Genomic DNA, 18,869 nt, shown 5'->3' with positions numbered 1-18,869 from the left:
CAGTACGAACACCACTGATCCAATCAGGCCGCTATCCGCTATCCTTGCCCCACATTGACCCAACGGATGGCGGCATGCTTCAGGTTCAAGGCGTGTTCAAAAGTTACCTCACCCCCCAAGGTCCGCTCCCGGTGCTGCAAGGCGTCGACCTGACGCTCGAAGCCGGCAGCAGTCTGGCGCTGATGGGCGAATCCGGCAGCGGCAAAAGCACCTTGCTGCACCTGATCGCCGGCCTCGACAAGGTTGATCGCGGCAGCATCCACAGCGGCGAGCATCGGCTGGAGCAGATGAACGAAGCGCAACTGGCCGACTGGCGCCGTACGGAAATCGGTCTGGTGTTCCAGCAGTTCAACCTGATCGGCAGCCTGCGGGTCGAGGACAATCTGGCGTTCCAGGCGCGCCTGGCCGGGCGCCATGAACCGCGCTGGCAAGCGCATCTGGTGCAGCGTCTGGGGCTGGGCGATTTGCTCAAGCGTTATCCCGAACAACTTTCCGGCGGTCAGCAGCAGCGGGTGGCGCTGGCCCGGGCCTTGGCGTCGCGGCCGAAACTGCTGCTCGCCGACGAACCCACCGGCAGCCTCGACGAAGCCACCAGCGACGAAGTGCTGCGCCTGTTGCTCGAGTTGCTGGATGACACGCCGACCACGCTGTTGATGGTCACGCACAGCCCGCGGGTTGCAGCGCGGCTGGCGCAACGGGTGGTGTTGTCCAATGGCCGTCTGACGTGAACGTGTTCTGGCAAACCCTGCGTGCGCTGCTCAGCCACTGGCGGCGGCATCCGGTGCAGTTCTTCAGTGTGCTGACCGGGCTGTGGCTGGCCACCAGTTTGCTGACCGGGGTCGAGGCACTGAACAGTCAGGCCCGCGACAGTTACGCCCGGGCCAGTCAGATGATTGGTGGCGAACCCCAGGCCAGTCTGGCCACACCGAGCGGTGCGACCTTCACCCAGCAGTGGTTCATCGATCTGCGCCGCGCAGGCTGGCCGGTGTCGCCGCTGCTGCAGGGACGGCTGCTGCTCAAGGATCACCAAGACCAGCGCCTGCAACTGATGGGCATCGAACCGGTGTCGCTGCCGATGGACGCTGCGGTGGCCGGGCAGGCGATGCCGATCGAGCGCATCGTCGCGTTCTTCTCACCGCCGGGCAGCACCTGGATTTCCCCGGAAACCCTGCACTCCTTGGGCCTGACCGAAGGCGCCACGCCGCAAACCGCCAGCGGCCAGACGCTGCCGCCGCTGCACGCGCAAAAGGACATGGCGCCTGGCGTGTTGCTGGTGGACATCGGCGTCGCGCAAACCGTGCTCGAACAGCCCGGGCAACTGTCGCGCTTGTTACTGCCCAAGGATTTTCACGCCGAGCTGCCGGCCGCGTTCAACGGTCGACTGCAGCTCAAAAGCAGCGCCGAGGAAAACAATCTTTCGCGTCTGACCGAGAGCTTTCACCTCAACCTCGATGCCTTGGGATTTCTCTCTTTTCTGGTCGGGCTGTTTATCGTGCACGCGGCCATCGGTCTGGCGCTGGAACAGCGTCGTGGTCTGCTGCGCACGTTGCGCGCCTGCGGGGTCAGTGCGCGGATGTTGATCGGCTGTCTGGTCGTCGAGCTCGGTGTGCTGGCGTTGGCTGGCGGGGTGTTCGGAGTCATCAGCGGTTACTGGCTGGCGAGCGTGTTGCTGCCGGATGTCGCCGCCAGCCTGCGCGGTCTGTACGGCGCGGAAGTGGCGGGGCAGTTGCGCTTGAGCCCGTGGTGGTGGTTCAGCGGTATTGGTTTGAGCCTGTTCGGCGCGTTGCTGGCCGGTGCCAACAGTCTGCTGCGTGCGGCACGCTTGCCGCTGTTGGCGGTGGCGGATCCGCAGGCCTGGCATCAGCAACATGCGCGCTGGTTGCGCCGTCAGGGTTGGCTGGCGGCGGTGCTGGGACTGATCGCGCTGCTGGCGCTGGTCTGGGGCGACAGTCTGAGCAGTGGTTTTGTGTTGATGGCCGGGTTGCTGCTCGGCGCTGCGCTGGCGTTGCCGGTGGTGCTCAGCGCAGTGCTCAATTCGTTGCTCGGGCGCAGTCGTTCGGTGCTCGGTCAGTGGTTTCTCGCCGATTGCCGCCAGCAACTGCCGGCACTCAGCCTGGCGCTGATGGCGTTGCTGCTGGCGCTGTCGGCCAATATCGGCGCCGGCAGCATGACCGCCGGTTTTCGCCAGACCTTCGACGACTGGCTCGAACAACGCCTCAGTGCCGAGCTGTACCTCAACCCGGTCAATCCGGCGCAATCGCGCGAGATGTACGCCTGGCTCAAGCAACAGCCGAACGTCAGCGCGGTGCTGCCCAACTGGCAAGTCGCGGTCACCCTGCAAGGCTGGCCGGCGGATGTCTTCGGGGTGATCGATCATCCTTATTACCGGCAGCACTGGCCGTTGCTCGAGGCGATTGCCGGAGATCCGTGGGCGCATCTGGCGAACGACGATTCAGTGATGCTCAGCGAACAACTGGCACGACGGCTGAAGGTGCGGGCGGGGGATCATTTGAGCGTGCCGATGCCGGGCGGGGCGTGGTCACCGCGGATCGTCGGGATCTACGCCGACTACGGCAATCCCAAGGGGCACGTGCTGGTCAACAGCAATCATCTGCTGCGGCTGTGGCCGTCACTGACGCCGAACCGTTTCAACCTGCGCATCGCGCCGCCCGATATCCCGCCGTTTTTGCACGCACTGCAAACGCGCTTTCAGCTTGATGACAGCCGCATCGTCGATCAGGCGCGGCTCAAGGGTTGGTCGGTGCAGGTTTTCGAACGCACTTTCGCCGCCACCGCCGCGTTGAACAGTCTGACCCTGGCGGTGGCCGGTGTGGCGCTGTTCATCAGCCTGCTGACTCAGAGCCAGAGCCGCCTCGGGCAACTGGCGCCGCTGTGGGCGCTGGGTGTGACGCGCCGTCAGTTGATGCTGCTTAACCTCGGCCAGACGTGGCTGCTGGCGGTGTTGACGCTGGTGCTGGCGTTGCCGTTGGGGATCGCGTTGGCGTGGTGTCTGGACGCGGTGATCAATGTGCAGGCATTCGGCTGGCGTCTGCCGTTGCGGATTTTTCCGCTGCAACTGCTGCAGTTGCTCGGGCTGGCGTTGCTGGCGACGCTGTTGGCCTCGGCGTGGCCGCTGTATTCGTTGTACCGCACGCAACCGGCGGATCTGCTGAGGACGTTTGCCCATGAGGATTAGCCGGGTCGCGCTGCTGTTCGCGTTGCTGCTGTTGGCCGGTTGCGATCAGCCTGTGCCTGAGCAGAAGGGTTTTGCCGGGCTCGGCGATCAGGCCGCGCAGTTCACACCGGTGGTGCCGGGGCGGGTGTTCAGCTTTCCGGCGGATCACGGCGCGCATGACGGTTTTCGTATCGAGTGGTGGTACGTCACCGCCAATCTCAAGGACCGGCAGGGTCACGATTTCGGTGTGCAATGGACTCTGTTTCGCAGTGCGTTAAAGCCTGCGGCAGAGCAGCCGGGCTGGGGCAACCAGACGATCTGGCTCGGGCATGCCGCGGTGACTTCAGCCACCGCGCACCATGCCGCCGAGCGCTATGCCCGGGGCGGAGTGGGGCAGGCCGGGGTGAACGTGGCGCCGTTCGAGGCGTGGATCGATGATTGGCGCTTCGCCAGTCAGGCGCAGGATCCGCTGACCGATCTGCAACTCAGCGCCAGCGACAAAGCCTTCAGCTATCAATTGCACCTCACCTCCAGTCGTCCACTGGTGTTGCAAGGTGACAACGGTTTCAGCCGAAAATCCGAACAGGGTCAGGCTTCGTACTACTACAGTCAGCCGTTTTTTCAGGCCAGCGGCACCCTGCAAATCGACGGCCAGACCTACACCGTCAGCGGCCCGGCGTGGCTGGATCGTGAATGGAGCAGCCAGCCGCTGGCAGCCAATCAGACCGGGTGGGACTGGTTTTCCCTGCACCTGGACAGTGGTGAGTCGCTGATGCTGTTCCGCACCCGGCAAACCGACGGCGCGCCGTATCTGACCGGCACCTGGATTAACGCCGACGGCCGGACCGAAACCCTGCACGGCGAGCAGATCAAACTCACCCCTCAGGACACCGCCAAAGTCGCAGGACGCAAGATGCCGGTGCGCTGGTCGATCAGCATTCCCGACAAACACCTCGACATCAGCCTCGACGCGCTCAATCCCGCCGCCTGGATGAACCTGCGCATCCCTTACTGGGAAGGGCCGGTGCGGATCAGCGGCAGCCATGGCGGGCGCGGCTATCTGGAAATGACCGGGTACTGACGCTCACACGCAAAACCCGTGGGAGCGGGCTTGCTCGCGAAAGCGCCGGTACAGTCACCCACAGAGCAATTGCCCGGAACTCCGCCCCGTCTACCACCCTCTACCGATCAATCCCGGCCCATTTCCGAGACCCCGGCGAGGAGCCCGCCCATGAGCGACGACCTGCAACCCCCAGACCTCACCACCTGGCAGCGCCTGTTCGACGATCAGACCTACTGGCAGCAATCGCCCGACGCTCACTACTTCGACCTGCAGCGCATCGCCGACGATCTGCTCGGCCAGGGCGCGATCGATCTGGAGCAGTGGCAGATCCTGCGTGCCAAGGCCGACGATCTGCACAAGGATTCGCCTGCCGCGAACGTCACCAATGAACTGGATGACCCTGAAGCCTGAGGAACACTCCCATGAAACCCGTATCCCCCAGCGAACACCCCGACGAACCCCGGCCACCGGGAGAAACCGAGCGCGACAACGACGCCCTGCGCCCGACCGATCCCAAACAGCGCGAGGACAGCGGCAAGGGCACCGCCAGTGGCGAGTCCACCGCGCAGGAGACCGCCGCGGCAGAAACGAAAGCCAAGCCCTGAACAGCGTCTATGCTCAGTGGCACAGTCGGCGCCTGCCACGCGTGGGCGCCGGTTGCTGCCATTCATTACAGGGAAAGTACCGCTTATGAAGCTCCACGCTCTGGCCAAGGCCATCACTCTCGCAACCGTTCTGTCCGCCACCAGCTTCGGCGCAATGGCGGCGGATATTCCGCTGTCCGCCACTGTCCTGGCCGATCAGGTCACCACCAAAGTGCTGGCCGTCGATGCGGCCAACCATCAGGTCGTGCTCGAAGGCGCCGAAGGTCGTCAGGTTCACGTTCAGCTCAGCGACAAGGCGAAAAACCTCGCCAATCTTCAGGTCGGCGATCTGGTAAAAGTCGAAGTACAACGCTCGGTGGCGGCTTACCTCGATACCGATGTGGATAAAGGTCTGCCTGGCACCGTCGAGCGTAGCGGCGAGCTGCGCAAGGCACCGGGCAGCGAAAACCCGGGCGGCGAGGCTTATCGCCAGATTCAGGTGCAACTGAAAATCACCAAAATTGATTTGAAGAATAATCAGGTGACCCTGGAAAACCCTCAAGGTAAGTCGAAAATCCTCGACGTCAAAAAGCCTGAAATTCAGGCCAAGCTGAAAGATTTGAAAGTCGGGCAGAGCGTAGTTGTCACTTATACCGATGTATTAAAAGTGACCAGTCAGCATGAAAGCTGAGTATTAACTCTACAAGATGATTGTTCTTGTACAAATTATTGTATGAGAACAATCATCTGAAATGAGCTGAGCCGTGCTTTGAAAGTTTCACGAAAGGATTTCGTCGATAAATATCTATTAACTTTTTCGTACATAAAATTTACCTTTGTGTATGACGACATATCTGCCAACTTCTATTAAAATCCTTCCCGTTCGCCCAGTGTCAGGGCTCTTTACCGGTGCATGGATTGCCAGGCCATTACACTGGGCGAACACCTCTTCGGAGCGGATGTATACAATTTCAGATAAAAAAAGGGCGACTTTGCAGTCGCCCTTTTTTGTGTTCGCGATTATGCCGATGCCTGCCCCTCAAATCGTTTGAGGGTGGCTTCATACATCTTGGTGCGGCGGTGGTTTTTGCCGTACGTGCCGACGGCGGCGACGGTTCCTGCCTGGATGTGATCCAGATAGCGGAAAATCTTGCGTGGTGACAGCAGCTTGATGCCATAGCCCAGACCGACCATTCGATCCTGCAGGGTATAACCGGGCACTCGGTCATCCATGCAAAAGTGCAGTCCATGGGACTTCATCAACTTGGCGTTCCACAAAGTGCAGAAACTCTTGAGGTGAGTTTCCCGATAAGTTTTCGGCTCTTTACTGCGCAAACCCAACGCAGTTTTCGCCCGGCGAATATAGTGTTTGCAAAACCGCGAAGTTAGTCGCCAGGTCTCTCTCAGAATCCCTCGATTGATTTGCTCGACACACCCGACTGCGGCGATGTCCGCAGACTTTGTACACTCACGCAGCATCATCTCAAAGACTTCCTTGTCGTAGACAAAGGTGTCGGTGTGCAGCAGAAACAGATAGTCGGTTTCAACTTTTTCCAGCGCCAGATCCAGCGCCTTGCCATGCGCAATATGTCCCGCTTCTTTGCCGGGGGAGGGACGTTCGATCAGATTGATCCAGTCCAGCGAACGCAAGTAATCCAGGCTGGCATCCGCCGAATCATTGTCCACCACCCAAACCGGAACGCGCTGCGCCTGAACGTGCTGACGCAATAACTCCAGGCACATCCGGGTGATGTCCGGGGTTTTGTAATTTACCAATACAAGACTAAAATTCGGCTGCGTAACGGCTGGTAAATCAAACTGGCTCATTCGGTAAGCTCATCCGCGGTTGATCGGCGACAGGTATCTCTCGGGCCGGGATGCTAGCGACGCAAGCTTAGTTGAAGCTTAATTTGCCGTTCAGCAAGCCATTCGAAGTGTGTCGAGCCACGACATCTCGCGCACGACGCAAGCCGGCCCACAGGCTAAACTGCGCGCCCCTAACACGCTTCAAGGACAAAACGGCGCCTGCCGTTGCCTCACGGATGAAACCACTTTCCCTCTACCACCCGGCCCTGTACTGGCTGCGAGTGTGGCAAAAAAGACTGTTCCGCCAGATCGCTTGGCACTGTTCCAGCAAACGCTACGCACGCCTGGTTGCCGACGCTGACCGTCTGCCATTCCGCTACCTCAAACACACCTCGAAACTCATCCGCAAACTCGGCGACTCCGACCTCGCCCTACAACACAACAAAGTCATCAACCTCAAACTCGCCGTCGCCGCCATCAACGGCCTCGTCATTGCCCCCGGCGAACACTTCTCCTTCTGCCGCCTCGTCGGCCGCCCAACCCGCAAACGCGGCTACGTCGAAGGCATGGAACTGTCCTTCGGCGAAGCACGCAGCGGTATCGGCGGCGGAATCTGCCAACTGAGCAACCTGATCCACTGGATGGCGATTCACTCACCGCTGGTCGTGATCGAGCGCTCCAACCACAGCTTCGACCCATTCCCGGACGAAGGGCGAGTACTGCCATTCGGTTCCGGCGCGGCGATTTTCTACAACTACGTTGACCTGGTACTGCACAACCCGACGGATCGGAGTTTTCAGTTGAAGTTGAACGTGGGGGACACGCAGTTGGAGGGGGAGTTGTTGTGCGATCGGGTGCGGGCGTATCGGTATCACGTGTTTCAGGAAGGGCATCGGTTTGTGCGGGAGGGGGAGCGGGTGTATCGGGAGAATGAGATCTGGCGGGAAGTGCGGGAGAAGGGGCAGGTGGGGGAATTGGTGGAGAGGGTGAGATTGTATCGGAATCGGGTGGTGGTTAAGTATGAGGTGGTGGAGGAAATGGTGGAGAGATGATTGCTATACCGCAGATGATGAAGAAATTATTTAGTAGATGGCGGGACACTCCGTATGCGACGGGTATTGCTTGTAAAAAGGTCTGGTGAGGTTGCAGGATTTTTAGGGAGGAGTGTGCTTCGGGTTTTCGTTTATGGTGTTTGCATTCTTTTAAGAGCATTTTTCAAAGCCTTTTCAAGACTCTTCCAGGTTTTTGCGGTTTCACTATAGGTAGGCGAACTCCAGTCTCTATTAGATATAAGCAATACCTTAAAGAAGCCGTTTTTAGAAAGCTCTGGATACCATCCGATATCCAGGATCTGCCCCGAGGGAAAAGAAGCCTGGAATAGATCTTCCTTCAAGTCATCAGTGATTAATGAAATTTCCAAATTGCTCAAGTTGGAGATTTCATCAAAAATTATTTTTCCGCCAAGACTTGTTATTTTATCAGTATTCATTGGCTATATTCCTGGTTCTATTTGCAAATTTGTAGGCGGATCCTAGAATAGAATTTTTTAAAGGCTATCTCATAAACGTAAGAAGAGTGACTTCAAGGTTTTCAAAGTCTAATTCTTTCCAAATGCCCAGTAAAGGGAGGGCGAATTTATTTTTACTTACCTTTGAAATTTGGCGGGAAAATAAATTTGTCATATTTTGTTCGGTGCCCAGAATTTAATCCCTTCCAGATGACGTTCGATGTCATCCATATCGTCCTTTCCAAGAGTCGGATCAAAATTTTTGCTGATGAGCTTTCTAACTTTGGCAAGCCGTTGAGTGATTTTTTCGTTATCAATGAAGTCAGTTGTGGCTTTTCTGTAATCTTTAAGTGATTTGTCGAAGTAGTAGCTCCCAATTTTATGCAGTGAAATCAAGGTGTATTCGATTTCTGCTAGGGCTTCAAGCGCCTCTTCTCCCTTAAGTGTTATTTCTTTATTGCTATCTAACATAATTCTACCTTGAGCAAAGGGGGGGCAATGCCTTTTGGATTGTCTATTAATAATAAAACTGTCCATTTTTGCCGCGATTTGCTTCTCCGATATCGTTGGTTTTAAGTGTTTAACTAAATTTTTTCTTAAGTTTTTCTAGCGTTATGTCTAGATTAAGCTCTTCCACCTGTTTTGTGTAGCGCACCAAGAAATGATAAAAGCGGCAGCGTCTTTAAATGGCAATGTGACGTGGCTATCCATAAATTCAAAAGCAATTCCATCTTCTAGGTATTCAGGGATATTTTCTGGATCTTCGTCCGTGCTTATATATATCCCAGACATTTCTATGCCAAAGCCATGCGATTTAATTAGGCTTTCTAAAGCTTTTTGCAAAAAACTAGAGTTTTGTAAGTATGATGACTCCAGTAAGTCTAGTAGACAATTGTTGACTATGTCGCGTTGCTTTTCTGAAAGCTGTTCTATGGTCATCATCTATTTCATCGTTGGGTGAAAATTTGTGGCGGTTGTTAGTGTTTCATTTAGGTAGATCCTAGATATTATACTGTCGTGAGATGCGCTATACATTCGATTACCACTAGCTCGCGCCTGCTTGGTGGGAAAGGGGACGGATTTATTTTATGAAAAGAGGCTTTGCAAAAGGAATGTTTTCAATCTCTATTGATTAAAAAGGGGCGGGCTGCAAAATAAATATTTCCTCTTTAATTGGTTCGCTTTAATCACGTTAACCTAGAGTAGGGATTCAAAGGGTGGGTAATATTAGATGAAAGCTTTTGGTGTTTTTCCGCTTGCTCATATGTTGGTTGGGTGGATGGAGATTTCTTTTGCAATAATATCTACGTATATGGGTAGGGTATGTTTTTTTTGCTCAAGAGAAATTAGTATTATCGCATCCCCAATTTTTAATACACCGCAACCGTCGTCCTCAATAACGATTAACTCTCCTGTGATGTATGTGAATCCTAGGTCGAAGGATATGGAAGGTGTGTTTTTTGAGGAGGGGGTCAAGTTTTCTCCCCAAATGAACTCATCATCTATATTGATTTCGACATCAAGTGTTTGATTTGCGGTAGGGGGTGAGCCTTTAAATGCTGACAAGCCTTTTCCATAGGGTGTTGAATATTCGACAAATATTTTATCGTGTGTGCTTTTAACTGTGCTTGCTATCGTAATAACCATTTATTTTATTTCTGGTAGTGCTCGTATTGCAGTGTTGTCGATGTTCATTACATATTTATCAGATCTAGTTTGGTGATATCACCCTGACAGTTGGGCTCATATTTCCAGGACGAAAAAGGGGGCAAGCCGGAAGATAAATCTGTTCCCTTCCGGTTGGCCAGTAACCTGACGTTGGGTGTATTTACTGGTTGCAATCACTGGTATGAACGCAGTCATGATCATCCATATAGATTAGGACTTTTAAATTGTTGTCGGCTATCCAAAATGGAAACCCAGTCGTTTCGGAAAATAGCATTTTAAGATCTTCAGAGGTTTCTAGCTTCCAAGCATGAATCTTACTGTCTTGAACTATCAGGAACGGTTTTTCAAAATTTGGGAGCCTGTCGACTTTTTTCCAGAATTCTGGATCGTGTTTTTTTTGAGTGTTCTTCAAGTGGTAAGGGTCGAGACCCTTTGTTTCAGGGGAAAAAAATAACGTTGTTAGCCTGGTGATTAATTTAGATAGTTCATCGTCGCATAGTTTCTCATGCGCTAAGGACTGCTCTGCCAATGTTGAGTCTATTTCTTTTTCTAGGTAGTTCATTGAGGGTCTCCAATTCTCGCGCGTGATACAGGCACGGATTCTAACAAAATATGTCCTCTAACAGCCCCACCTGTACCCCGTTTGCCAGGCGTTTGATACCCGACATGAGGGTCTGCAGGACCGTCGGTGGATGGAACGAGACGAGGATCATCGATGTTCACCTCTGCACCCTTATTTTTGCCCTCTAGTACGCGCCATTCCGTAGGATAAGATTTTCCGTATTGGTCTTTACCCCACTTGGTAACTGTAAATTCATTTTTTGGTACGCCAGTTCGAGTAAATGCCTCGTCTAATCCTTTATGCATCTGCTGATACGACGTTCCTGGCGTATGTCTCCAGTCGAGGTCAACCTCTGAATTGAATTTCCATGTCCCACCTGGAACAGGTTGTGGGCAATTTGTTGGACCACTGGCCAAGCCTAGAGGGTCTACCCACCCAGTAGGATTAGGCACGTACTGGTAGTTGTTCAACCCACCCGCAAGCTTGATCGGATCCGGCGTCAAAAACCGTCCAGTGCCCGGATTGTAGTAGCGGTGGCGGTTGTAATGTAACCCTGTCTCGGCATCGAAATACTGACCCTGGAAGCGCAGCGGGTTATCGATCTCGCTGACGTCCAGCGCAGCGAGGTTACCGTAGGCGCGGTACTTCGCGGACCACATGATCTCGCCACTGTAGTCGGTGAGTTCCTGCGGTGTGCCGAGGTGGTCGAGTTGGTAGTAAAACGGCGTGGCTTTGCGCGGGCCTTCGCCATCAAGCATCGCCAGTGGACGGAAGCTGCCCGGCTCGTAAATGTAGCTGCGATAGCGATTGTCTGCGCTTTCGGCGATCAGCCGTTCGCCTTGCCACAAGAACTCGGTGGTCTGACCATCGACAGTTTTTTCGATACGACGACCGAAGGCATCGTATTTGTAGAACGCGGTGCTGCCACCCGGCAGGCTGACGCCGATTAGGCGATGCTGGCAGTCGTAGCGGTATTCGGTAACGAGTTTCTGGCCCGTGCCGCGACGTTCGCGGATCAGGTTGCCATAGGCGTCATAGTCGTAATGACGGTCGCCCTGCATCAGCAAGCGGTTGCCTTTGACGTTGGCGAGGTTGGCCGTGCCTTCGTTGTTCTGACCGAGCAGGTTGCCCGCCGGGTCGTGGGCGAAGCTTTCCGGTGTCGTGCCGCGTACGCTGACCAAGCGATCGAGCGGGTCGTAATGGTAGCTGCGATTGCCTTTGCGGCTGTCGTCAATGCCGGCGAGATTGCCGTTGGCGTCGTAGTTGTAGCGCCGCTGGAACAGGTTTTTATCACGCTGGCCGACGGTGTGTGCTTGCAGGCGGCCTTGTTCGTCGTATTGGTATTGGCTGAGCAACAGGCCTTGCTGGCGCTGTTGTTCGCGACCGGCGCTGAACTGGTGGCTGGTCAGGCGTGAGCCGTTGAGGTCGATGCTGCTCAGGCGTCCGCCGGACAGGTGACGGTAGTCGAGTGTGCTGCCGTCAGGGAGACGGCAGTGACTCAGTTGGCCAACGCTGTCGTATTCGTAACGCGTGGTGCCCCAGCCCTGGTGTTCGGTGATCAGGCGATCCTGCACGTCGTATTCATAGGCGAGCGGCCAGTGGCCGTCGTCGACATTCACCAGACGACCCAAAGCGTCGTAGCTGTAATGAATCTCTTCGCCATCGGCGAGGGTTTTTACCAGCAGACGGCCAGCGGTATCGCGCTGGTATTCGGTAACAAGTTCGCTGCCGTCATCACCGAATTCGGTTTTCTTCAGCAACTGGCCGTTGAGGTCGTATTCGTAGGCCGTGCGGCGACCGTCGAAGCCGGTTTCCTGCTGGATCAGGCCGTTCGAGTAGTAATCGAGCTGGTAATGTTCGCCGCGCTCGTTTTCGATGTCAGTGAGCAACAGACGCGAGTTGTCGTAGCGGTAGCGCAGTTGGCTGCCGTCCGGATTGATGCGGCGGCTGACCAGGTGCAGGTTGTCGGCGTATTCGTAGCGAGTGATGCGGCCGAGTTCGTCACGTTCGGCGGTGACGTTGCCATAGGCGTTGTAGGTGAAGGCACGTGTTGCGCTGTGCTAGGCGGTTGGCCGCATTCCGTTGGTATTGGGTGATGGCGCGGATTCTTCCTTACGAGTGATCTGACGACCCAGTGCGTCGTAGCGATACTTCCGTTGACCTCCGTCCGGCAGACGCTCTTCCGGAAAAAGGGGACGGATCTGTTTCTGAAAAAGCGGCTAGAACAGGGGGATTTTCACTCCCTTTTGAATCAAAAAAGGGGGGCAAGCCGGAAAATAAACCTGTCCCCTTAGTCCCCCTTAGTCTCGTCTGTAAGGTCGGTGACCTGATTACTTCGCCATAGTCGCAATTTCGACTATCCACACACGCGAATGACTCATCTCAACGTTATTCTTTCACCCATTTATCCAAAGGAAGTTTCTCAGTTTTTTTTGCAAACAATTCTTTTGCTTCCCGAAGAGTCATGTGGTTTGGGCCGCTATAAGTGTCAAGGTTGCTAGTTCCATTGTCTTCCCATTTGCATAGGTCGCAAATTTCATAATTACCAAGCACTGAAAGCGTGCGGTATTTACAGCACGGGCAAGGCATCAGAGTTTCAATTTCTCCAGATACCTCGTACTCTCCAATATTCAATTGTTTTAATTTTTTTGATAAGAATACGTTTGTTACGCCTTTATAGCTTGATGTTAGGGCAAGCAAGATAAGTTCGTCATATTTTTTATCATCGATGTCGCTAGGTAGATCGTCCCCGCTAGCAATAAGGCTCTGCAGTTGCTCTGATAGTGTGAAGAATTCAGGATTGCTCTCATCAATACTCCACCAATCGAGGAGATGAGATTCTCGCTCGTCATGGTCAAGCAAAATCAAAATTGCCTTTGAGATTTTTTTTATAGCATCGTGTCGATCAATTTTGGTCATTTTATAAACCCTTAGCCAATTCAATGGCGGATTGGAAGGCGTCGGCGCTTCTACCATCATCTCTATAAAATGTTCTAATTTCTCTGGATTTCAAGTGTCCAACAAATATTCTTCCAGTTGCTGGGTCATGTTTGATTACAAAATTTCCGACATTCGTTTCGTTAAAGCTTCCTGATTCTTTCGAGAATTCTTTCGCCTGTTTTAAGTATTCAGTTTGGCTTATGTTTCCGAATTCTTTTTGATCAATTACATGCTTTTGATAATGAGGTTGCAACTTCCCAGAAGAAAATCCCTTCCAATTGACAGATGCGGCCGCCGTTGGAACCTGCGCATCTCCTTGATTTACTCTGGCTTTGTCCTCAGGCGCCTCAGCGCCTTGGCCAGGGATGCATTTATCTCCGCCAGGACAAGTGTTCAGACCAAGCGGATCTACCCAACCCGTAGGATTAGGCACGTACTGATAGTTGTTCAACCCACCCGCGAGCTTGATCGGATCCGGCGTCAAAAAACGCCCAGTACCCGGATTGTAGTAGCGGTGCCGGTTGTAATGTAACCCCGTCTCGGCATCGAAGTACTGACCTTGGAAGCGCAGCGGATTATCAATCTCGCTGACGTCCAGTGCGGCGAGATTACCGTAGGCGCGGTACTTCGCCGACCACATGATCTCGCCGCTGTAATCTGTGAGTTCTTGCGGCGTGCCGAGGTGATCAAGCTGATAGTAGAACGGCGTAGCTTTGCGTGGACCTTCGCCGTCGAGCATTGCCAGAGGGCGGAAGCTGCCAGGTTCGTAAATGTAGCTGCGGTAGCGGTTTTCCGCGCTTTCAGCGATCAATCGTTCGCCTTGCCACAGAAACTCGGTAGTGTGGCCGTCGACGGTTTTTTCGATACGGCGACCAAAGGCGTCGTATTTGTAGGATGCGGTACTGCCGCCCGGCAGGCTGACGCCGATGAGGCGGTGCTGGCAGTCGTAGCGGTATTCGGTGACGAGTTTCTGGCCGGCACCACGGCGTTCGCGGATCAGGTTGCCGTAGGCATCGTAGTCGTAATGGCGGTCGCCCTGCATCAGCAGGCGGTTGCCTTTGACGTTGGCCAGGTTCGCTGTGCCTTCGTTGTTTTGACCCAGCAGGTTACCGGCCGGATCATGGGCGAAGCTTTCCGGTGTGGCGCCGCGCACGCTGATGAGTCGGTCGAGCGGGTCGTAGTGGTAGCTGCGCTTGCCTTTGCGGCTGTCATCGATACCGGCGAGATTGCCGTTGGCGTCGTAGTTGTATCGACGCTGAAACAGGTTCTTGTCTCGCTGGCCGACTGTGTGGGCTTGCAAGCGACCCTGCTCATCGTACTGGTATTGGCTGAGCAGCAGACCTTGTTGGCGTTGCTGTTCGCGTCCGGCGCTGAACTGGTGAGCGGTCAGGCGAGAGCCATTGAGGTCGATGCTGCTCAGACGTCCGCCGGGCAGGTGACGGTAGTCAAGTTTGCTGCCATCGGGCAGGCGGCAGTGGTTCAGTTGGCCGACGCTGTCATATTCGTAACGTGTGGTGCCCCAGCCTTGGTGTTCAGTGATCAGGCGATCTTGCACATCGTATTCGTAGGCGAGTGGCCAATTGCCGTCGTCGACATTTACCAGACGACCCAGTCCGTCGTAGCTGTAGTGAATCTCTTCGCCATCGGCGAGGATTTTTACCAACAGGCGGCCAGAAGCATCGCGCTGGTATTCGGTAACGAGTTCGCTGCCGTCATCGCCGAATTCGGTTTTCTTGACCAACTGGCTGTTGAGGTCGTACTCGTAGGCAGTGCGACGACCGTCGAAGCCGGTTTCCTGTTGGATCAGGCCGTTGGCGTAGTAGTCGAGGTGATATTGCTCGCCGCGCTCGTTCTCTATTTCGGTAAGCAGCAGTCCCGCATTGTCGTAGCGGTAGCGCAGTTGGCTGCCGTCCGGATTGATGCGACGACTGACAAGATGCAGGTTGTCAGCATATTCGTACTGGGTAATGCGCCCAAGTTCGTCTCGCTCGGCGGTGACGCGACCATACGGGTTATAGGTGAAGGCACGGCTGGCGCCACCGGGTAGGATCACCTGAATCAGACGGTCAACGGCATCCCATTGGTATTGAGTAATGGCGCCCGTTTCATCTTGGCGAGTGATTTGCCGCCCAAGTGCATCGTAACGGTATTTACGTTTCCCACCATCCGGTAACTGCTCTTCAAGCAATTCGCCGAGGTTGTTCCAACCTAACCTATGGCGGCTGCCATCCTGGTTTAGAATCTCTAAAAGACGACCTTGATCATCGTAAGAGTAATACGTTGAATTACCGTCGGGATCAATTTGTTGAGTGATATCACCTTGTTTGTTTCGTATATATTTCCAGATCGCATCGCCACGACGAACTTCGGACACAAAGCCGAATTTGTAGTCGTAAAGTGTAGGTGTGTCCTCTGGCGGAATTACTGCTTCCAATCGACCCGCGTCGTTGTACTGGTATTCCGTGATTGCGCCTAATGGATTCTTTTCGGCAACAAGACGGCCCTTTTCGTCGTAGATGTTGCTGTGTTCCGCTCCACCCGGTTCGACTTTGCTGATGAGTCTGGCGTGATCGTCATGAGTGTAGATTTCCTCACTGCCATCAGCGTTAGTAACAGTGACGCTTCCATTATCGTCCCAAGTATAGCGGGCATCCATCTGTGTAAAGTTTGCCCAATGATGGATGCATCGAGAGGATTTTCCTTCGTTCTCCCATTCCCAGAAGAAGCTCGCACCACCAGCTAGTTGCCTTTCGAGAATTACGTTTTGGTGGTTATAGGAATAAAGCTCACTTTCACCCGCGGCGTTTTTCGCTTCCACGAGGCGACTGTGCTCGTCGTATCGATAAGTGACAAGTGTTTGAATGGTGGCCCAAGCATCTTCCAGGTTGTCTGCAGGGATGAACTGCTGATAATCGACAGATACAATATGCTTGCGATTATAGCGAATTAATAATGCTCGTCCCGCACCGTTATCTACACGTTTGATTCGTCCATGAATATCGCGAGTAATATGAAGCCGATTACGATACCGGTCAGTAATTGCAATAAGTGTTGCGCCTTCGCTGTTGTACCTGAAGTGATAGAACAGCGGGCGCTCGCCTGCCTGGGTCAGAATGAGTTCAGATGGATCATCACCAATAAAGATAGCCGCTTTTGCTAGGCTATTGGTTATTGCTGACCGTTGTTCGCTAGGAAGCGGAAAGTTGGTGATGCGATTTTCATGATCTGTCCAGACAATCCCGTCGTCATTCACTTGGACTCGCTGCGCAAGAGCGTGACTCCACCCGTAGCCTAGTCCACAGTCTACTTCTGCTGCGCTAGTACGATATAGGCGGGTCCATTCGAATGGAAACAGTCCATTTAACTGGCCGTCAGTAAGCGTTAGCAGTTCCTCCCCTGTAACCATCGATACTGGGCAGCCGTTAACACAAGTTTCCCTGGTGCAGGCGACGTTTTTATCGTCGTGGTTGGTTGACTGTTTTGATTTGTCATCAACATGCTCTGAACTGCCAACTTTTGCATGGTCTTGTCGGTCCCAGCCAAGTTTGACCTTGCCCTTTTCAAAAGTCCCAGCGATCGCCCTTGTAGCGAGTTTTTTGTAGTGCTCGATCGCTTCCATGAACTTTTTAACAATACTGAATATGGATTTTACAAACCCAGAGACGGCTTCGATAACTCTTGCACCGTAGTTAACCAAGCGCACGCCGAGGTAGGCAATACCTGAGCCCTCTGCAGCGAACGTGAGAACGATCGCCAGAAGAATATCTATTAAAATAGTTACGATGGCGCTGGATATTTGTTCTGCGGTTTTTCCGGATATTACGCTGGGAGGGAGTTGTAGTAGCCAGATTCCTGACGCCTTCAGAATAAGAAAAAGTGCCGCTTGGTCGCTGGCTAGCAACATCAGCTTTTCCATCATCGCTGGTGTTTCTTTCGCTAGTCTCAACAAATCGCTCGCGCTTTCTCCCAATTCCTTTGCGAATTGTTTCGGATCCTTCAGGATCTCAAAGATTCGCTTAATGCCGTCAAATGCTGCCTTGATCGCCTCCCAACTTCCAATGAGCGTTCCCTTCATCTGGGCGAGGTAGGGGGAGGCAAGTGTTTCCTTCGGCCAAAGTGGTCTGTATTTTCTCCATTCTAAGTCGAGCCAGTCTTTTAACTGTGCGGTGAACCCGTCGTAGGAGCTAAATAGCTGATTTAGCTGATTTTTTGTTACTGAGCTTTGTACCCGAACGAAGTATTTTTTTCCTGGTACGCCCTTGTAAACACCTTTTCCATCAGCATCGAGAGTGATAGAAGTTGCTGTGCCGCCTTCTTTGGGAGTGACCTCGACCGTTATATTGCCAACGGGAATGTCGTTGACGGAGACAAACTTACTTTCGATCAGCAGTCTGCCATCCTTGGGGCACTGTGCAACCGTGGATTCGAACTCATCGTCTTTCACACTGACAGTAGCGTTCGCGCTCCCGAGCTTGATGGATCTGCTCAACCCAAAAAATGCTGGTCTATCGAGAAATTGAGGCCCCTTGTCCAGCCATTCCGCATATTTGCTTTCAGTCAGTTCTCGGTAGTCCTTCAAACTGTCCGGGAAGGTAGAGAGTTGTTTATCAACAAAGGCAACGCGATCCATCAGCCTTGCTCCAGAATCAGGTGGTTTAACAGTGCTTCTTTAAGGTTTTTCGGCGCATCCGGGCGGCGCACGAAACGGCTGACTTTCAGCTTCAGGTTGTTCTCAGGCCAAGCGTTGTAAATGTCCGGGCGGTCTTCTTCCAGCCACTGCATAAGGTTGCTGATCAGTGTCGTCGGGTTGTCCTTGGCTAAGCCATCCAGCAAATCCTTCGGCACCTCCCACCACGGCCAATCCTTCACCTTCGGCAACACCCGTGTCCCAACCTCCAGCGTCTGCCCATTAATCAAATACCGCTCAAACACCGGCATTACTTCCCCAGCCTTCTCCCCAAGCCCCTTCAGAATCGGGTAGATATGCCGCCCATCCCAGAAGCGGAAAAACACCTCGGTCCCGTCCGGCATCTTTACCTGCGTCAGGCTGCGCAGGTGCTCGAACACCTCGTTCGGTTCGGCGCGTGAGACGGCCAGCCAGCCCCAGTCGAGGGCGTCGGTTTCGGCGATCCACGGCAGGAATGCCGAGTTCGGTTTGAGTTCGGTGACGTAGGGCATCACTGGTTGCCAAGTGGAGTAGGGCGTGCCGCCCCAGATTGGCAGGAGCTGGGCGGTGGGTTCGATCAGGTACAGGGTTTTCAGCGCGTCGGCATCGCTTGCTGCGCTGACGATCAGGTACAGGCGCTCGCCACTCTGCAGCGGCTGTTGTGCCAGCCAGTCCTTGGGTGTCAGTCGATCAGATGGCACAGGCACCTGCCTTGCATTTTTCGCATTCTTCGCAGAACGGCGCGTTGCGTTTGAGGGTGTTGATCTGGGCCGGGGTCAGGACCTGTCCGGCCTTGTCGGCGTCGGCCTGTTTCAGCACGCCGGGCATCAACGGGGCGGCGCCGGTGCCGCTGCCGGGGCTGCCGCCGGAGTTGATGTTGATCGTCGGGCCGCTCATG

16 protein-coding genes and 2 pseudogenes are annotated in these 18,869 nt (G+C 54.2%); 7 read left to right on the top strand and 11 right to left on the bottom strand.

What is annotated here, in order from left to right; translation table 11 throughout:
- The first annotated feature begins 74 nt into the window (after positions 1 to 74).
- The 6 genes from QRN61_RS23990 (at position 75) to QRN61_RS23965 (ending at position 5,513) form a co-directional block, all read left to right on the top strand.
- Positions 75 to 728: an ABC transporter ATP-binding protein gene (locus QRN61_RS23990; protein ID WP_027611612.1), complete on the top strand. Its 654-nt coding sequence runs from the start codon at positions 75 to 77 to the stop codon at positions 726 to 728.
- The gene (locus QRN61_RS23985) at positions 725 to 3,196 is read left to right on the top strand and encodes an ABC transporter permease (RefSeq protein WP_285375823.1); all 2,472 of its coding nucleotides are present in this window, start codon (positions 725 to 727) and stop codon (positions 3,194 to 3,196) included. The genes QRN61_RS23990 and QRN61_RS23985 overlap by 4 nt, the downstream gene beginning before the upstream one ends.
- A complete protein-coding gene (locus QRN61_RS23980; RefSeq protein WP_285375822.1) occupies positions 3,186 to 4,256 on the top strand; it encodes a lipocalin-like domain-containing protein in 1,071 nt (356 codons plus the stop codon). Before QRN61_RS23985 ends, QRN61_RS23980 begins: the two co-directional genes overlap by 11 nt.
- 150 nt (positions 4,257 to 4,406) lie before the next feature.
- Positions 4,407 to 4,649 carry a hypothetical protein gene (locus QRN61_RS23975; protein ID WP_115989425.1) on the top strand — a complete coding sequence of 81 codons (243 nt, stop codon included), beginning with the start codon at positions 4,407 to 4,409 and terminating at the stop codon, positions 4,647 to 4,649.
- An 11-nt stretch (positions 4,650 to 4,660) separates the two neighbouring features.
- A complete protein-coding gene (locus tag QRN61_RS23970) occupies positions 4,661 to 4,843 on the top strand; it encodes a hypothetical protein (RefSeq protein ID WP_095136647.1) in 183 nt (60 codons plus the stop codon).
- An 85-nt stretch (positions 4,844 to 4,928) separates the two neighbouring features.
- Entirely contained in the window at positions 4,929 to 5,513 is a 585-nt protein-coding gene (locus QRN61_RS23965; protein WP_285375820.1) for a hypothetical protein, read from the top strand.
- A 329-nt stretch (positions 5,514 to 5,842) separates the two neighbouring features.
- On the opposite strand, the gene QRN61_RS23960 is transcribed toward QRN61_RS23965, so the two are convergent.
- A complete protein-coding gene (locus QRN61_RS23960) occupies positions 5,843 to 6,649 on the bottom strand; it encodes a glycosyltransferase family 2 protein (protein ID WP_285375819.1) in 807 nt (268 codons plus the stop codon).
- Between the two features lie 215 nt (positions 6,650 to 6,864).
- Here QRN61_RS23960 and QRN61_RS23955 point away from each other — a divergent pair, with 215 nt between their 5' ends.
- Positions 6,865 to 7,680: a VanW family protein gene (locus tag QRN61_RS23955; RefSeq protein WP_285375818.1), complete on the top strand. Its 816-nt coding sequence runs from the start codon at positions 6,865 to 6,867 to the stop codon at positions 7,678 to 7,680.
- 131 nt (positions 7,681 to 7,811) lie between these two features.
- On the opposite strand, the gene QRN61_RS23950 is transcribed toward QRN61_RS23955, so the two are convergent.
- The 10 genes and pseudogenes from QRN61_RS23950 to QRN61_RS23905 all read right to left on the bottom strand — a co-directional run.
- Positions 7,812 to 8,117 carry a hypothetical protein gene (locus QRN61_RS23950; protein WP_285375817.1) on the bottom strand — a complete coding sequence of 102 codons (306 nt, stop codon included), beginning with the start codon at positions 8,115 to 8,117 and terminating at the stop codon, positions 7,812 to 7,814.
- 189 nt (positions 8,118 to 8,306) lie between these two features.
- Entirely contained in the window at positions 8,307 to 8,672 is a 366-nt protein-coding gene (locus QRN61_RS23945) for a hypothetical protein (RefSeq protein WP_285375815.1), read from the bottom strand.
- Positions 8,673 to 8,753: 81 nt separating this feature from the next.
- Positions 8,754 to 9,077, bottom strand: coding sequence for a hypothetical protein (locus QRN61_RS23940; RefSeq protein WP_285375814.1), 324 nt, complete (start codon positions 9,075 to 9,077; stop codon positions 8,754 to 8,756).
- A gap of 318 nt (positions 9,078 to 9,395) precedes the next feature.
- Entirely contained in the window at positions 9,396 to 9,782 is a 387-nt protein-coding gene (locus QRN61_RS23935; protein WP_143520565.1) for a hypothetical protein, read from the bottom strand.
- Positions 9,783 to 9,963: 181 nt separating this feature from the next.
- Positions 9,964 to 10,365, bottom strand: a complete 402-nt coding sequence (locus tag QRN61_RS23930) for a hypothetical protein (RefSeq protein WP_096796520.1) — start codon at positions 10,363 to 10,365, stop codon at positions 9,964 to 9,966.
- Positions 10,362 to 12,548: pseudogene (locus QRN61_RS23925) on the bottom strand (polymorphic toxin type 47 domain-containing protein); the annotation flags it as partial. The gene QRN61_RS23930 and the pseudogene QRN61_RS23925, both read right to left, overlap by 4 nt.
- A 205-nt stretch (positions 12,549 to 12,753) precedes the next feature.
- Complete coding sequence (locus QRN61_RS23920; protein ID WP_158547269.1) at positions 12,754 to 13,284, bottom strand: CPCC family cysteine-rich protein; 531 nt, start codon at positions 13,282 to 13,284, stop codon at positions 12,754 to 12,756.
- A 1-nt stretch (position 13,285) separates the two neighbouring features.
- The gene (locus QRN61_RS23915; protein WP_245223389.1) at positions 13,286 to 17,935 is read right to left on the bottom strand and encodes an RHS repeat-associated core domain-containing protein; all 4,650 of its coding nucleotides are present in this window, start codon (positions 17,933 to 17,935) and stop codon (positions 13,286 to 13,288) included.
- Positions 17,935 to 18,672, bottom strand: coding sequence for a DUF4123 domain-containing protein (locus tag QRN61_RS23910; protein ID WP_285375806.1), 738 nt, complete (start codon positions 18,670 to 18,672; stop codon positions 17,935 to 17,937). Before QRN61_RS23910 ends, QRN61_RS23915 begins: the two co-directional genes overlap by 1 nt.
- Positions 18,662 to 18,869: pseudogene (locus tag QRN61_RS23905) on the bottom strand (type VI secretion system tip protein VgrG); the annotation flags it as partial. The pseudogene QRN61_RS23905 and the gene QRN61_RS23910, both read right to left, overlap by 11 nt.

The organism is Pseudomonas sp. lyk4-TYG-107, from assembly GCF_030209055.1.
Lineage (GTDB): Bacteria > Pseudomonadota > Gammaproteobacteria > Pseudomonadales > Pseudomonadaceae > Aquipseudomonas > Aquipseudomonas putida_A.
This window is presented reverse-complemented; position numbering and strand designations above follow the sequence as displayed.

Bases quoted from the DNA above. Each gene is read 5' to 3' on its own strand.
- QRN61_RS23990 (WP_027611612.1), top strand. From the start codon at position 75: ATGCTTCAGGTTCAAGGCGTGTTCAAAAGTTACCTCACCCCCCAAGGT.
- QRN61_RS23980 (WP_285375822.1), top strand. From the start codon at position 3,186: ATGAGGATTAGCCGGGTCGCGCTGCTGTTCGCGTTGCTGCTGTTGGCC.
- QRN61_RS23975 (WP_115989425.1), top strand. From the start codon at position 4,407: ATGAGCGACGACCTGCAACCCCCAGACCTCACCACCTGGCAGCGCCTG.
- QRN61_RS23970 (WP_095136647.1), top strand. From the start codon at position 4,661: ATGAAACCCGTATCCCCCAGCGAACACCCCGACGAACCCCGGCCACCG.
- QRN61_RS23965 (WP_285375820.1), top strand. From the start codon at position 4,929: ATGAAGCTCCACGCTCTGGCCAAGGCCATCACTCTCGCAACCGTTCTG.
- QRN61_RS23960 (WP_285375819.1), bottom strand. From the start codon at position 6,649: ATGAGCCAGTTTGATTTACCAGCCGTTACGCAGCCGAATTTTAGTCTT.
- QRN61_RS23955 (WP_285375818.1), top strand. From the start codon at position 6,865: ATGAAACCACTTTCCCTCTACCACCCGGCCCTGTACTGGCTGCGAGTG.
- QRN61_RS23950 (WP_285375817.1), bottom strand. From the start codon at position 8,117: ATGAATACTGATAAAATAACAAGTCTTGGCGGAAAAATAATTTTTGAT.
- QRN61_RS23945 (WP_285375815.1), bottom strand. From the start codon at position 8,672: ATGGACAGTTTTATTATTAATAGACAATCCAAAAGGCATTGCCCCCCC.
- QRN61_RS23940 (WP_285375814.1), bottom strand. From the start codon at position 9,077: ATGATGACCATAGAACAGCTTTCAGAAAAGCAACGCGACATAGTCAAC.
- QRN61_RS23935 (WP_143520565.1), bottom strand. From the start codon at position 9,782: ATGGTTATTACGATAGCAAGCACAGTTAAAAGCACACACGATAAAATA.
- QRN61_RS23930 (WP_096796520.1), bottom strand. From the start codon at position 10,365: ATGAACTACCTAGAAAAAGAAATAGACTCAACATTGGCAGAGCAGTCC.
- QRN61_RS23920 (WP_158547269.1), bottom strand. From the start codon at position 13,284: ATGACCAAAATTGATCGACACGATGCTATAAAAAAAATCTCAAAGGCA.
- QRN61_RS23915 (WP_245223389.1), bottom strand. From the start codon at position 17,935: ATGGATCGCGTTGCCTTTGTTGATAAACAACTCTCTACCTTCCCGGAC.